The 14,926-nt window shown below is 71.4% G+C and carries 10 protein-coding genes; 4 read left to right on the top strand and 6 right to left on the bottom strand.

Features of this window, described 5'->3' with window-relative positions:
- Positions 1–124: 124 nt before the first annotated feature.
- Positions 125–799, top strand: a complete 675-nt coding sequence (locus AC1DYN_RS13305) for a DUF4166 domain-containing protein (RefSeq protein WP_477960188.1) — start codon at positions 125–127, stop codon at positions 797–799.
- Positions 796–2,295: a TIGR01777 family oxidoreductase gene (locus tag AC1DYN_RS13300; RefSeq protein WP_477960186.1), complete on the top strand. Its 1,500-nt coding sequence runs from the start codon at positions 796–798 to the stop codon at positions 2,293–2,295. Before AC1DYN_RS13305 ends, AC1DYN_RS13300 begins: the two co-directional genes overlap by 4 nt.
- A gap of 88 nt (positions 2,296–2,383) precedes the next feature.
- Here the strand turns inward: AC1DYN_RS13300 and AC1DYN_RS13295 are convergent, their stop codons facing one another.
- Positions 2,384–2,563, bottom strand: a complete 180-nt coding sequence (locus tag AC1DYN_RS13295) for a DUF6496 domain-containing protein (RefSeq protein WP_477960184.1) — start codon at positions 2,561–2,563, stop codon at positions 2,384–2,386.
- Positions 2,564–2,618: 55 nt separating this feature from the next.
- Positions 2,619–5,105 carry a DEAD/DEAH box helicase gene (locus tag AC1DYN_RS13290; protein WP_477960182.1) on the bottom strand — a complete coding sequence of 829 codons (2,487 nt, stop codon included), beginning with the start codon at positions 5,103–5,105 and terminating at the stop codon, positions 2,619–2,621.
- Positions 5,106–5,337: 232 nt separating this feature from the next.
- On the opposite strand from AC1DYN_RS13290, the gene AC1DYN_RS13285 reads away from it, so the two are divergent.
- Positions 5,338–5,646, top strand: coding sequence for a type II toxin-antitoxin system RelE/ParE family toxin (locus tag AC1DYN_RS13285; protein ID WP_477960180.1), 309 nt, complete (start codon positions 5,338–5,340; stop codon positions 5,644–5,646).
- Positions 5,618–5,932 (top strand): helix-turn-helix domain-containing protein, encoded by a 315-nt coding sequence (locus AC1DYN_RS13280; RefSeq protein WP_477960178.1) that lies wholly within the window; start codon positions 5,618–5,620, stop codon positions 5,930–5,932. The genes AC1DYN_RS13285 and AC1DYN_RS13280 overlap by 29 nt, the downstream gene beginning before the upstream one ends.
- A gap of 11 nt (positions 5,933–5,943) precedes the next feature.
- On the opposite strand, the gene AC1DYN_RS13275 is transcribed toward AC1DYN_RS13280, so the two are convergent.
- The 4 genes from AC1DYN_RS13275 to AC1DYN_RS13260 form a co-directional block, all read right to left on the bottom strand.
- Entirely contained in the window at positions 5,944–7,944 is a 2,001-nt protein-coding gene (locus AC1DYN_RS13275) for a patatin-like phospholipase domain-containing protein (RefSeq protein ID WP_477960176.1), read from the bottom strand.
- Positions 7,941–9,422, bottom strand: a complete 1,482-nt coding sequence (locus tag AC1DYN_RS13270; protein ID WP_477960175.1) for a hypothetical protein — start codon at positions 9,420–9,422, stop codon at positions 7,941–7,943. Before AC1DYN_RS13270 ends, AC1DYN_RS13275 begins: the two co-directional genes overlap by 4 nt.
- Entirely contained in the window at positions 9,419–11,332 is a 1,914-nt protein-coding gene (locus tag AC1DYN_RS13265) for a hypothetical protein (protein ID WP_477960173.1), read from the bottom strand. Before AC1DYN_RS13265 ends, AC1DYN_RS13270 begins: the two co-directional genes overlap by 4 nt.
- A 25-nt stretch (positions 11,333–11,357) precedes the next feature.
- Positions 11,358–14,926: ATP-binding protein (locus AC1DYN_RS13260; protein ID WP_477960171.1), on the bottom strand; the 3,569-nt coding region annotated here is incomplete at its 5' end.

Here is a 14,926-nt window from a genome sequence, read left to right as displayed (position 1 = left end):
CGCACTGTATACGAAGTATGCAGGCCGAAATGCAAATTCCAATGAAATCAAGGGCTTGCGTGCGGCGCGCAGGGTGGCCCGGTTCTCGCGAAGAGAGGTTCATCCGACACCTCGAGAGCGCCTCATGCTTGCCCTGGCCACCCTGCTTCTGACCCGACTGCGCCGCGCTGCCACGGCGCCCACGCCTGCCCCGCTGGACCTTGCCGCGCTGGTCGGCGCCGGCGGCTGGGCCCGGCTGCCGGCCGCGGTGCAGCGGCGTTTCGGGCTGGCGCATGCGGACACCACCTACATCGGCCACATGGAACTCGGCTGCTCGCGCATCGGCGGGCTGTACGCGCGGCTCGCACACCTGTTCGGCGGGCCGCTGACCCGCATCAACGCGAGCGCGGTGACGACCACCGTGCGCGTGAGCGGCAACGGCCGCGGCGGCGTGGTGTGGGAGCGTGCCTTCCACCGCCGCGGCCGGCTCGGCGCCGGGCATGCGCGCGTGGTGCGTTCGACCAAGGAGCCGGGCCCCGACGGTGGCTTGCTGGAACGCACCGATGGCGGCCTGAGCATGGCGCTGGACGTGTTCGAGGAGAACGGCTCGCTGGTTTTCCAGAGCCGCCGCTTCTCGCTGGCGCTCGGCCGGCTGCACCTGCCGGTGCCGGCGCTGCTGACGCCGGGCGTGTGCCGTGTGGTGCACACCGACCTGGGCCACGGCTTCTTCCGCTTCACGCTGAGCATGGTGCATCCGCTGTGGGGCGAGACCTTCCATCAATCCGGCGTGTTCGCCGATCCTTGCGAAAGCGCGTCATGACTGCCGTCTTCCTCCTGCTGTCCATCCAGGCCCTGATGGGCGCCTTCGACAACCTGTGGCACCACGAACTGCAGGCCCGGCTGCCGCAGCGCGTGTCGGCGCGCCGCGAGCTGGTGCTGCATGCGGCGCGCGAGGCGATCTACAGCGTGGTCTTCATCGGGCTGGGCTGGTTCGAATGGCGCGGGGCCTTGGCCGCGCTGCTGGCGGTGCTGCTGGCGACCGAGCTGGTCATCACGTTGGCCGACTTCCTGGAGGAAGACCGCACGCGCCGGCTGCCGCCCTTCGAGCGCGTGCTGCACACCTTGCTGACGATCAGCTACGGCCTGTTCCTCGGACTGATGGCGCCGATCCTGTGGGTGTGGTCGCGGCAGCCGACGGCGCTGGTGGCGACGCCGCAGGGCTGGGTGTCGTGGCTGTTCACGCTGTATGGCGTGGGCGTGCTGGCGTGGAGCCTGCGCAATGCGCAGGCCGTCGTGCGGCTTGGACGGGTCGCTGCGCCGCAACCTCTCCCTGCGTCGCACCTGATCGCACCGGCAGTGCTGGTCACCGGTGCGACCGGCTTCGTCGGCAGCGCGCTGATGGCCGAGCTGCAGCGTGAGGGGCGCCGGCTGATCGTGCTGTCGCGCGATGCGCTGGCGGCGCGGGCGAACTTCGGCGCRGGCGTGTGGGTGGTCGAGAGCCTGGACGCGATCCCGTCGGAGACGCGCATCGATGCCATCGTCAACCTGGCCGGTGCGCGCGTGCTCGGCATGCCGTGGACGGCTGCGCGGCGCCGCGTGCTGCTGGCCAGCCGGGTGGAGGTGACGGCGGCGCTGGTCGCGCTGATGCGGCGCCTGCAGCAGCCGCCGCGCGTGCTGGTCAGCGCATCGGCGGTGGGCTTCTATGGCGCGTCGCCGAAGCACACGTTCGAGCCGCTGGACGAGGCCAGCCCGGGTCGCCCCGGCGAGTTCCAGTCGGACCTGTGCGCCGCGACCGAGCACGAGGCGCGGCGCGCCGAGGCGCTGGGGGTGCGCGTGGTCCGCATGCGCTTCGGCGTCGTGCTCGGTCGCGGCGATGGCGCGTACCCGATGCTGGCTCGGTCATCGCGGCTGGGTTTCGGCGCGGTGCTCGGCTCGGGCCGCCAACCAGCGCCGTGGATCCACCTGGACGATGCGGGCGGGTTGATCCGCTTCGCGATGGCGCGCAACGACGTGGCCGGTGCGGTCAATGCCGTGGCGCCGGACACGCCGACGCAGGCGCGGTTCGCGCAGTCGCTGGCCGCGTCGTTCGGCCGCCGTGCGCGGCTGCGCATGCCGCAGTGGCCGTTGCGTGTGCTGGCGGGCGAGATGTCGACGCTGCTGCTGGACGGACAGAACGCGGTGCCACGGGCGGCGTTGTCGGCGGGCTACAGCTTCCGGTTCGCGAAGCTCGATGCAGCGCTCGCAGACCTGGCCATGCCACCAGGGCTTCGACAAGCTCAGCCCGAACGGCTGCCACCGGCTTGTCGCGGCCTGTAGCCCGGATGCCAATCCGGGATCTGCGCACAAAGACGCTGGTTCGGCAAAGTCGCCGGCGCGGGACCGGCCCCCCGGATTGGCATCCGGGCTACGCGCTCTTTTTCGGCACCTTGCCGCCTGCCTTGCGCGCCTCCGACAAGCCGATCGCCACCGCCTGCGCGCGGCTCGTCACCTTCTTGCCGGACTTGCCGCTCTTCAGCGTGCCTTCCTTGCGTTCGTGCATCGCACGCGCGACTTTCTCTTCGGCCTTCTTTCCATACGCTGCCATAACGTTCTCCTGGCGGTGGGTGAGCGATGCCCCATCGCGGCAATCCACATGCCCGTCACACCAGCGGCGCCAGCAAGGCCTGCAGGTCGGCCTCGCTGAACTTGACGCTCGCCTCGCCGTCCACCCCCAGCACGCCCTCGGCCAGCGAGGCCTTGCGTTCCTGCAGCGCGAGCATGCGCTCCTCGATGCTCCCTTCCACGACCAGCTTGTAGACGAACACCGGCTGGTCCTGGCCGATCCGATGGGCACGCGCCGTGGCCTGCTGCTCGACCGCCGGGTTCCACCACGGATCGAGGTGGATCACGGTGTCGGCGGCCGTCAGGTTCAGGCCGACACCGCCGGCCTTCAGGCTCAACAGCATCAGCGGCACCTCCTTGCGCTGGAAACGGCTCACCACGTCGCCGCGCTCGGCGGGCGGCGTCTCGCCGGTCAGCACCAGGTGCGGCAGCTGCAGCGCCGGCAGCTCGGCCGCCAGCAGCCCCAGCATCTCGGTGAACTGCGAGAACACCAGGATGCGCCGGCCCTCTTCCACCAGCTCGGGCAGCGTCGCGCGCAGCCATTCGAGCTTGGCGCGCTCCATCGTCGCCGGCATCGCCGTGCCCTTCAGCAGCCACGGGTCGCAGCACACCTGGCGCAGCTTCAGCAGCGCATCGAGGATGCTGATCTGCGCCCCGTCGAAGCCGGTGCGCTTGAGCAGCCGGCGCACCAGCTCGTCGGCGGCGACGCGCACGCTCTCGTACAGCGCGCGCTGCTGGCCCTCGAGCTGCACGCGGCGCACCATCTCGGTCTTCGGCGGCAGCTCGGTCGCGACATCGTCCTTGCGTCGGCGCAGGATGAAGGGCCGCACGCGCTGCGCCAGCAGCTGGGCCCGCAAGGTCTCGCCTTGCACCTCGATCGGCTTGCGCCAGATGCGCTGGAAGCTGCGCGCGTCGCCCAGGAAGCCCGGCATCAGGAAATCGAAATGCGCCCACAGCTCGCCCAGGTGGTTCTCGAGCGGCGTGCCGGTGACGCACAAGCGGTGCCGCGACCGCAGGCGCCGCAGCGCGGTCGCCGCGCGGCTGGCGGCGTTCTTCACCATCTGCGCCTCGTCGAGCACGACCAGGTGCCACTCGGGCTGCGCCAGCGCATCGATGTCGCGCCACAGCAGCGGGTAGGTGGTGAGCACCAGGTCGTGCGCGCCGATGCGGGCGAACTCCTTCGCGCGCGCCGAGCCCTGCAGCGTCAGCACGCGCAGCGCCGGCGCGTGGCGTGCCGCCTCGGCCTGCCAGTTCGCGATCAGCGAGGTCGGCAGCACCACCAGTGCCGGCCGGTCGAGCCGCCCCGCCTGCTGCTCGATCAGCAGGTGGGCCAGCACCTGCGCCGTCTTGCCCAGGCCCATGTCGTCGGCCAGGATGCCGGCCAGGTGCTGCTCGCGCAGGTATTGCAGCCAGGCCACGCCGTGGCGCTGGTAGGGCCGCAGCACGAGGCCCAGGCCGGCGGGTGCCTGCACCGGCGGCGGCGTGCCGGCGGCGCGCAGGCGCTGCGTCAGCTCGGTGAGCCCGGCGTCGCCCTGCAACTGCCAGCGGCCGTGCTGCCCGGCGCGCGACGCCTGCGTGTCCATCAGGCTCAGCCGCAGCGCTTCGACGCGCTGCGCTTCCCAGCTGGACAACTGCATCGGCCCTTCCTGCCGCTTCGGGTCGGTCAGCAGGTCCAGCATCGCGCTGACGATGGCCTTCAGCGGGCCGGCCGGGGTCTCGATGCCGCGCCCGCCCGCCTTGTCACGGCGCAGCATGACGATCTCGTCGTCGGGGATCAGCGCCACCTCGTCGGCCTTCAGCCAGCGCGGCTCGCGCTTGAACAGATGGAACAGCAGCGGCGCCAGGTCGATGTTCTGGCCGTCGACCTCGATGCCCAGGCTGACCATGAACGAGCCCTCGCGCTTGGGCTGGTTCAAGGCCGACAGCGGGCCGCGATGGCGTGACGGGACGTCGACCAGCTCGCGGCCCTGCTCGGCGCCGGTGACCGGATCGATCAGCAGGTGCCAGCGCTCCACCGGCACGCTGACGTGCGCGAAACCCGGCGCCACCACCACCGACCAGCCGAGCTTCTGCAGCCGCGGCACCTGGTCGAGCCAGAAGTCGCCGAACTGCACTTCCTCGGGCAGCGACCACAGCTGCGGCTGGCCTTCGGCAATCTCCGGGCTGCGCCATTGCAGCGCCCGCATCGGCAGCGGGCGCAGGCCGGTGGACCACAGCAGGTCCATCGCATCGGCCTCGCCGGCCAGGTCGCGTTCGAGCACGACGCGCTCGTTCCACGCGCCGCGCAGCAGCTCGGTGGGCGACGGTCGCTTGCCGAGCACGCTGGTCGGCGCCGGCGTCTCCCAGCGCAGGCCGGGCGCGGCCTCGTAGGTCCACTCGATGCGCGCGACGCTGAGCTTCTGGCTGCGCGGGCCGAAGCCGTTGGCCCCGCGCATGCCGAGCAGGCCGTCGCCGCGGGTCAGGGTCTGCAGGGTCAGGCGCGGGCGCAGCGGGATGGCGATGGGCGCCTGGGACGGGGATGGCATCCGCGCATTCTCACAGCGGAGGGGACAGATGCACCGTTGTCCAAGAGACCGTGCGATTGCTCTACTGCTCGACCCGTGAATCAGGGAAACGCAGTTTGCAGAATCATAGCACTAAGTGCTATACATTAGACCAAGGAAACTGGGATGTCGATCTACAAGACCCGGTGGTTCGACCGGTGGGGGGCGCAAACAAGGATTGACCACGCCGAGCCTCTGCGCTGCTGTCCGCGAGATGTCGGAAGGGCTGTATGACGCTGATCTGGGTGGCGGCCTGTTCAAGAAGCGGATCGCGCGGCAAGGACAAGGGAAGAGTGGCAGCTTTCGCACGTTGGTCGCGACGAACAAGGGGAATCGTTGGGTCTTCGTGTTCGGCTTCCCGAAGAGCGAGCGCAGCAACATCGACGAGGATGAAGCTGAGGCCTTGAAGAAGTTGGCAGCGCACCTGCTGTCATTGACACCGCAGGGGATGAGCAAGGCACAACGTGCCGGTGAACTGATGGAGGTAGATTGCGATGCGAAAGACGAAATCACCAATCCTTGAAGCCGTCCAGGACACGGCCAAGGGCCTGCACAAGGCGGGCGTGATGGACCAAGTCACGCTGCGCGAATTCGAGCAGTTGCGCCTGCCACCGGTGGAGCCGCTCGAGCCTGCACAGATCAAGCACATCCGCGAAAGCACGCGGGTCAGCCAGGCGGTCTTTGCCCGGCTGCTGAACACGAGTCTCTCCACGGTCCAGAAATGGGAGATCGGCCAGAAGAAGCCGACGGGCACCGCCCTCAAGCTGTTGCATCTGGTGCGCAAGCGCGGTTTGGAAGTTGTCGTCTGACAGCGACTTGCTCACACCGGCGTGCGCAGCCGCACTTCCGACGCCGGCACCGGCTTGTAAGGCTGCTCCTCGTCGTTCGCGCGGAACGTGGCCTCCAGCGCCTCGACTCCCTCCAGCAACGCCTGCAACTGTGCAGCCTCGTCGTCGTGAAGCCGCCGCGCGCCGGCGTCATCGCCGCGCAAGGGCTGCGCCTGCGTGCTGTCGTCGATCGCCTGCCGCAGCGGCACCGTGTGCGCCTGGCTCGCCGCGGCAGCCGCCGCACCTTTCAGCCAACCCCGCAATCCCGCCAGCAGCGCCTGCAGCCGCACCCAGCGCTGCTCGCGCCACGCGGGCGTCGCCCCCTGCCCCGGCGCGTCGGCATACCTCTCGACGAACAGGCGCCCGCTGGCCGTGCCGTAGCGCCGGGCCATGCGCAGGATGCGCTTGCGCGGCATGCCGATGTGCAGCTCGCCCTCGCCGGGCCGCAGCGCGAGCCGCGCGACGCGGTTGCGGGCGGTCGCCAGGCGCATCGCGCTGCGGTCCTGCCAGTCCTTCGCGGTGAGGCCGGCCGCCAGCAGGAAACCGGCGAGAAAGCCCAGCGGCTTGCCGACCCGCTCGCGTGCCTGCACCCGCGTGCCCGGGTCCTCGGGGTCGAAGCGCTGCCAGCTGTCGCGGCTGCCCTGCAGGTGCGTCTCGGGCAGCCACACGAACACGCTGCGGCGGAACGGGTTGCGCTGGCCCAGCCACAGCCCGAAGGTCGGCCAGCGCGGCACGGCCGCATCGAACAGGTGGATCGGGAAGTTCGAGCACAGCCCGCCGTCCGAGAACCAGCAGCGCTTCAGCCGACGCGTCTTCTTCGGCATCTCGTGGTCGACCGCCCACAGCGGCACCGCCGAGAACAGCAGCGGAAAGCTCAGGCTCAGCCGTGCCGCGACCACGACCGGCAGCTCGCCCCGCGGCAGCTCGAACAGGCCCTCGGTGTCGCGCCCGGCCGGCGGATCGAATTCGCTCGCGGGTTCGTACGGACGCGCCGCCTTCATCATCGCGTCCATCACCCGCTCGGGAAAGAACAGCGCCAGCGCCTCGCGCCGGAAATACAGGCGATCGGTCTCCTCCTGCAGCGGCAGCCGGTACGGCCGGCCGTGCGTCACGTTGGTCGTGATCATCTCCAGGTTGATCGAGCGCCGGCGGCGATCGTCGCCATCGCCGACCGGCACGCTGGGCGCCCCCGGTGCGGCCGGCGCCGACCACAGGTCGCGGAACGTGAGCGGAGCCTCCTCGCGCCCGAGACCGGCGGCCAGCTGGATGCCCTTGTCCAGCCATTCGACGAGGCCCGGATCCGTCTTCGGGTCGCGTCCCGGCTGCGTCTTGCCGCGGCACAGGCCGAGGTCGTTCTCCACCAGGCCGTCGATCAGGTCGCGTCGCAGGCCGAACCAGCCGAGCGCGACCAGGCTGCCGATCGGGATCGCGAGCAGAAAACCCAGCAGGCTGCCCCAGCTGTGCGGCGGAGTTGCGGCGAACAGCGCCGCAATGACGAGGCCGGCGAAAGCCCCCCACGCCGCCGGATTGCGGTAGCTGCGCAAGACCGGCCACAGCACGCGCAGCCAGCGCGGCACGCGGCTGCGGCGCGCCTCGCCATAGATGTCCACCGCCCCGACGAACAGGTCGAACAGCCGCTGCCCGCGCGGCGTCGGCTGGAACAGCGACAGCATCGTCGTGCGCAGCCCGCGCGGCCCCGGTTTCGCCAGGTCGCCCGGCGCGCGCCGCAACACCTCGAAGCCCCGGTCGTCGCCGTTGCGCCGGCCGTATTCCGCCGCCGCGGCCAGTGCCGCCGCCATCGCGCCCACCGAGGTACCGCCGATGTTCTTGAAGCGGAAGGCGCGCGCGATCTCCAGGATCGCCCATGGGTAGACGACGCCGCTCGCGACGCCGCCGGTCAGCACCAGGTCGCAGAAGCGGTCCGGCGGCGGACGCTCGGTCAGCGGCTCCGGCACCTCGACAAGGTCTTCGCCCGAGTAGATCGGCTCCCTCATTCGAACCGTTCCCGATCCACCGTGTCGAGCCACCCTTGTCCGTTGTCCTCGGTGACCAGCTGCGCGATGCCCTTCATCGTGGGATAGAACAGGTAGGCCATGCCGCGCGTGCGGACGAAGGGCGCCAAGCCGGCGACGGCCTTCACGTTGCCCGGTGCGCCCGGCAGGTCCAGCCGGGCCGCGGCGTTCTCGTGATGCGCGGCCAGCGGGTCCTTGGCGTTGCCGGTGTCGGCACTGCCCATCGGCACCCGGTCGGCCCATTCGCCCAGCAGGTGCTCGAACTGGTTTTCGATGCTGCTGCAGAAGAACAGGCCCAGCAGGCCGCGGCTGATGCCCGGATCCTCGCCCGCCTGCCACACGGCGCCATAGGGCGTGCCGCGGCGGATCAGCGGCCGGCGGCGCCGGTTGTGCGCAATGTCGCCGCCGCGCGGGTTCATGCGCCGCATGTGCGCACCAAACGGACACCCCCTGCCGTCGCGGTCATTGGCGTAGTCGAAGTCGTGCGTCGGCAGGCCGTCGAGCGGCTGCTGCGTCAGCGGGTCGATGCGATGTCCGTCCGGGAAGCGCCCACACAGCTTGGCCTGCACCAGTTGCTGCGCTGCATGGGTGGGCATCGGCTTGCCCTGGCCATCGCGCAAGGTTGCGGCCTGCTGCGCGACATACGCGCGGAACGCCGGCTCGTCCTGCTCCATCTGCCGCAGCACGCCGAAGCTCGCATCATGGAAGAACTCGCGCACCGGCCCGGGCTGCGTCGCCAGTGCCCATGGCACCGCGCCCGCGTCGTCGGGATGGCCGAGCAGGAACTCCCCCGCGCCATGAACGGAGATCGGCAACACGCGCCCCTTGTCATGCTCGGCCGACGGGTCGTGCGACCAGCCGGCGATGCGCAGCTGCGACAGGCCGTCCCTGTACCCGAAATGCACCCAGCGTTCCGGCTTGTCCCCTGTCCCCGCCACCTCGATGTGCTCGCCGCACAGGGGATCCGCCACGTCCACCTGGTACTGGGCCGCCAGTTGCCGCACGTACGTCGTCACCTGTTGCGCGGCCTCGTCGTTGCCGTGGTGCAGGCTGACCACCGCATGCAGCGCTTCCAGCTGGAACGCCGCATCCCAGTGGGGGGATGCGCTGGCACCGGTGTCGCCCACGCGCGTCGCGGCCTGCACCGGCGCGCCGAGGAAGAACGACGGCGCCAGCTTCTGCAGCACCAGCCGCACGTGAAACGGCAACTCCAAGGCCTCCAGTCCGCGGTAGCTGAGGCCCAGGCTCAACTGCGCAGGAAGGTCGTCGCGCCGGCTCGGCCGGTACGCCAGCCGGTCCTTCAGCGCGGACAGGAAGCTGCGCGCCGGCGAGCCCGCTGCGCGAAACCGCAGCAGCAGGTGCAGCACCTTCGTGTGCTTCGGGGCCCGCAGCACGATACGCTGCACATGGTCCAGTCGATCGACGCGCGGCTTCCGGGCAGGGCCTGCCGCGGCCGTCATGGCGCCACCCCGAACGCGCGCCGGATGGCCGCCGTTTCGACCTCCGGATAGGCGCTGAAGAAATACCCCGCCGCCACCGGCCGGTCGTTGCGGCGGATCAACTCCAGGAACGCCCCCGGGTACTTGTCGACCGGCATCGGCGGCGCATCCTCGACGTGCTCGAAGATCTTGTCGAACAGCTCGCCGACGGCCAACGCGAAGTGCTCGATGTAGGACTCGAACAGGCCGTCATACACCGTGTGCAGCACCAGCCGGTTGTCGTTCTCGATGAACTCGAACCACGCGAAGTGGATGTGGCGCGATTCGCGCAAGGCCCACTCGATGCGTGGCGCACCGGCGCGGATCACGGCCTTCAGCTTCTCGGCATGCTCGGCAATCGGCGCCTTCACCCGCATCGACACGTTCAGCGCATGCTGCCGGTCGAGCCGGCAGCTCAGCGGGTAGCGGTTGCAGGTGAAGCCCCAGCGGCGCTCCAGACCGGCCACCGTGCCGTCCTCCGGGTCGATCGCTTCCGCGAGACCGCGCAACAGCAGCACGCGGCGCACGATGGCGCCGATCAGCGGCCTGGCCAGCAGGTTGCCGATGCAGGCATGCAGGCCATGCGGCGACGAGCCGCCGTCCAGCCCGAAGATCAGCGGATCGGCCTCGGCCGGTGGCGCGACCCTGACCTGGCCCTTCTCGTCGAACGACCCCACGAATGCGCTGCCCTTCGCACGCAGCGCCGCCACGATCGCGAGCACGCATTCGTTGCCCTCCTTCAAGGTGGCACCGCCGCGCAAGGTGATCGTCTGCTTCACGCGGCGCGGCAGGTAGGCGGCCGGCGGGTTCAGGCGCAAGGCCTCGGCGATCCACGGCCACAGCAGGTCCTGCGGCCGGCCGGACGCGCGCACCAGGTCGCGCAGCGGCTCGACCAGCCGGTTGCGGAAGAACTCGTGCAAGGCCGAGCACACCGCCGCCTGCACGTTGCCGACCACGCCGGCCATCACGCCGACCACGACCACGCCCAGTTCCTCGCCGCTCAAGTCGCCCGGGTGGCGTGCCAGCTTGCGCATCGCCGGCTCGAAGCCGGGCACCACGTCGGTCCGCAGGTCGACGCCGGTCGGCAGGTTCTTCGGGTCGTCGGTCGGATCACGCTGGTATTCGTCGATCAGCGCACACGAGCGGGCGAACAGCAAGCCCATCGCATCGCGCGCCTTCGCCAGCGTGACCGGGTCGCTGGCGAAATGCCGGCCGAGGATCTGGTGCGTCAATGCCAGGTACGCCAGCCGCAGCCCGCCTTCCAGCAGCGGGTAGTCGCTGGTCGCGAAGCCGAACAGGCGACTGCAGAAGCGCAGCGCCGCCTGCTCGGCCAGCTCGGCCAGGTCGAAGTACGGTGCGCGCAGCGAGATCGGCGAGGCCTCGTCGACCGCCAGCTCGGCGAGCTGCGAAACGACCAGCGGGTCGTAGTGCAACGCGGCGGCGGCGGCCTGGCGCTGCCGGTCGCGCAGGACCGGGTCGTCCAGGCCGAGCAGGAAGCTGCCGGAGCCGAGCTTGTTGTACGGCTCGTTGCTGAAGTGCGTGCCGTTGGCCAGCACCTCGGCGATGTCCTCGGCGCGCAGCAGCAGGTGCACCTCCTTGTGGCCGGACGCGGGATCGCGCCGCCCGAGGCTGTCCTCGGGCTCGTACTCGCCCGGGTGGCGGATCGCGCGGCTCGGGAAGGTCAGCACGCCATCGAGCCGGGGCCGCCGCAGCAGGCCGGCGAACAGCGCATCGCGCTGGGCAGGCAGGCTGGCAGGATCGTCAGGCCGGTGGTTGTGCCAGTCGGAGAGCCAGTCGAACAACCTGCGATTGCGTACGTAGTCCGAGACCTCCGGGTCGAAGTACGCGTCCAGATCGACCTGGCCCGGCCGGAACTTCCTGTTCGTCGTCATCGCCACCCTCCTGCGCGTCGCCGCATCAGCTCATCGTCCGCAACAACGCCCTCGCCTGCAGCACGTCGCGCGTCTGCAGGCCTTCGGTGAACCAGCCCAGTGCCGGCTTCAGCACGCCCAGCGCATCGCGCATGCGCCCGTCCTCATGCCACAGCCGTGCCAGGCTGGTGGCGCTGCGCAGCGCGAAGCCGCGCTTGTGCTGCTGCATCGCCAGCGCATGCGCGGCCTGCAGGCCCTGCGCCGCCGCGGCGCGGGCCGCCGGATCCTCGACACCGTCGCGCTGCAGCGCCAGCTCGGCCACCAGGCGCCGCAGCTCGGCCTCGAAGTAGCGCTCGCCATGCCCCTGCACGATGGCCATCGCCTCGTCCAGGCGCGACAAGGCCTGCACCAGGTCGCCGCTGCGCGCCAGGCCCTCGGCCAGCAGCGTCAGGTAGAGCGGCCGCGTCACGATGGCGCCGCTGCGCTGCCACAGCGCCAGCCCTTCGTGCATCTCGGCGATGCCCTCGGCATGCTGGCCGCGCTCGCAACGCAGCCAGCCGCGCATCACGTGCGCATGCGCCAGCCACACCGCGAAACCGCCTTCCTCGCAGATCGCGATCGCCTGCTCGGCACAGGCCAGCGCCGGCTCGTACTCGCCGCGGTAGCGGTGCACGTTGGCCGCGAAACCCCAGGCCTCGCCGAGGCTGAACTTGTGGTCGAGCACGCGCGACAGCTCGAGCACGCGGCCGATGCGCGCCATCGCGTCGTCCGGGTACCCCAGCTCCCACTGCCCCCAGGCCGAATAGCACAGGCACATCACGCCCGGGTCCTGCACCGCGGCGCGCCGGTGGTGCTCGGGGCGGTAGACCGCGAGGCAGTCGTCCATGCGCTGCACGGCGGCCACCGCATGGCCCTCGTGGAACAGGATGTTGGCGATCGCCCAATTGACCTGCAGCTGCGCCATCGGGTCGCCCACCTGCTCGGCCATCGCCGAAGCACGCCGCGCGATCTCGTGCGCCCGCGCGAAATCGCCGCGCATGAAATGGCAGCCCTCCAGCCCGAGCTGGGCCTTCAGCCGCGCCACCGGATCGGCCAGCTCGTCGCCCAGCTGCTCGGCACGCGCATACGCGCGCTCGACGCGCTCGGCGCCGTAGCCTTCGGTGGCGATGAAGCGCGAGGCCAGCAGCAGCTGCAGCCGCAGCTCGGTGCCGCTGCGCTCGCGCCCCTCGGGCTGCCCGCCCAGCAGCGCCAGCGCGCGCTGCAGGTGCTGGATGGCCTCGTCGTGCGCCGAGCGCGACGCGGCCCGCCGCGCCGCCACCTCCCATTGCACCAGCGCCTCGGCATCCAGGCCGGCTTCGGTCTGGTGATGTGCCAGCAGCTCGGGCTGGCGCAGCGCAAGCTCGGGCCACGAGGCGCGCAGCACCGCCGCCACCGCGCGGTGCACCTGCTGCCGGTCGCTGGTCCACAGCGACTGGTAGGCGATGTCGCGCACCAGCGCATGCTTGAAGGCGCAACGGCGCTCGCCGGGGCCGCCGACGCTCGCCAGCAGGCCCGACTGCTCGATCAGGTCGAGTTGCGCCGCCAGCTCGGCCGGCGTCACCGGCCGCCCGCCATGCGCCAGCACCTGTTCCAGCAGGCCGACCGGGAACTCGCGCCCCAGCACCGCGCCGAACTGCGCGATCGCGCGCGCCGGGCCCAGCCGGTCCAGCCGCGCCATCAGCAGGTCCTGCAGGCTGCCCGGCACGTCGAGCACCTGCGGCAGCGTCTCGTCCAGCGCCGCGCCCTGCTCCACCGCCATGCGCGCCGACTCTTCGAGGAACAGCGGCACGCCGTCGGCGCGCCCGGCCAGCAGCCGCACCACGCTGGCCGGCAGCAGCGCATCGCCGCAGGCCTGCTTGACGAGCCGGCGCGCCTCGTCCGCGCGCAGGCCGTGCAGCTCGAGGGTCTGGTGCACCCGGCCCGGCAGCCAGTCGCCACCGGCGCCGTCGCCGCCCGCACGCTGGGTCAGCAGGATCATCAGCGGCATGCCGTCGCCGCCGGCCACCAGCCGGTTCAGGAACTCGCGCGTCGACGGGTCGGCCCAGTGCAGGTCCTCGACCACCAGGCAGGCCGGCGCATGGCGCGCCGCGCGCTGGAACCATTCGATCAGCGTCGCCAGCGTGCGCTCGCGCAGCCGCTCGGGGGTGCCGTCCAGCGGATCGCCGGGCAACGACAGCAGCGCGGCCAGCACAGGGACCGCCTGCTGTGCGTCCATGCCCTGCGGCAGGCCGTCGGCGATCTTGCGGCGGCGGGCGGCCGCGTCGTCCTCGTCGCGGAAGCCGAGCCAGTGCTGCAGCGCGTCGGTCAGCGCATGGAAGGCGCTGCCAGCATGGTCGGGCAGGCAGCGGCATTCGAACGAGGCCACGCCGCGCGCCTTCAGCCAGCGGCGGAACTCGCGCACCAGGCGCGATTTGCCGATGCCGGCCTCGCCCTTCAGCTGCACCACGCGCGCCTGGCCGGCCTGCAGCGCCTCCCAGTGGCGCACCAGCGCCGCCAGTTCCAGCTCGCGGCCGACGAAGGGCGTGAGCCGCGGCAGCRCATCCAGCCGGTGCCCGCTGCGGTCGTGCAGCACGATGCCGGCCTGCTGCTCGCCGTCGATGCCCTTCAGGTTCAACAACCCGTCCAGCGGCTGCAGCGCGAAGCGGTGCTGCACCAGCGCCTGCGTCAGCGCCGAGACCAGCACCGTGCCGGGCTCGGCCCGGCCCTGCAGCCGCGCCGCCAGGTGGATCGACACGCCCACCGGCTGTCCGCCCATCACCGCGACGCGGCCGGTGGCGATGCCGATGCGCACCTGCACCGGCGTCGACATGCCGGCCACCGCCTCGACGATGGCCAGCCCGGCGGCCACTGCCTGCTCGGCGCTGCGCTCGCTGGCCGCCGGGTAGCCGAAGTACGACATCACGCCGTCGTCGCCCTGCGGGTCGTCGGCCACGCCGCCGTGGCGCTCGATCTGCGCGATGCAGCGCTGGTGGAACTCGGCCAGCAGGCTGGCATAGCGCTCGCTGCCCAGGCGCTGCAGCCAGCCGGTGGAATCGACGAAATCGAAGGACAGCGAGGTGACCTGGCGCGCATCGTTGCCGGCCGACGCGCGCGCATCGGGCAGCACCAGCACCGCCTCGCCCTCGCCATGYAGTTGCAGCCACGGCGCGCCGCGGTCGGCGCGCGTCAGTCGCACCGCCTCGGCCACCGGCAGGCCGTCGGCGAGCCGCGTGCACAGCGCRTCGAACCAGGCTTCGTCGCCGATGCGCGGGGCGGCCAGCAGGCCGGCCCCGAGGCCGGCCAGGCGCTGCGCCAGTTCGGCGATCCGCAGCGCCGGCCCGTGCTCGACGACGAAGAGCTTGGGCGGCCGCAGCCAGTCGGCCGTCGCCAGCAGGCCCAACGGCACGCCGGCGTCGAGCCGCACCAGCTCGTGCGCGGCCAGCAGCTCGGCCGCGCGCTCCGGCGTCAGCGAGGCCTGCAGCACGGTGTGCAGCGACACCGCCTCGCTGTCGAGTGCCGGCAGATCGGCGTGGGCCGCGGCCGGCGGCGCATCGGCCAGCCGCAGCACGCGCAGCGGCCCGCGCCGCGGTGTCGCGG

Source organism: Rhizobacter sp. P2_D12, assembly GCF_056404395.1.
This window is presented reverse-complemented; position numbering and strand designations above follow the sequence as displayed.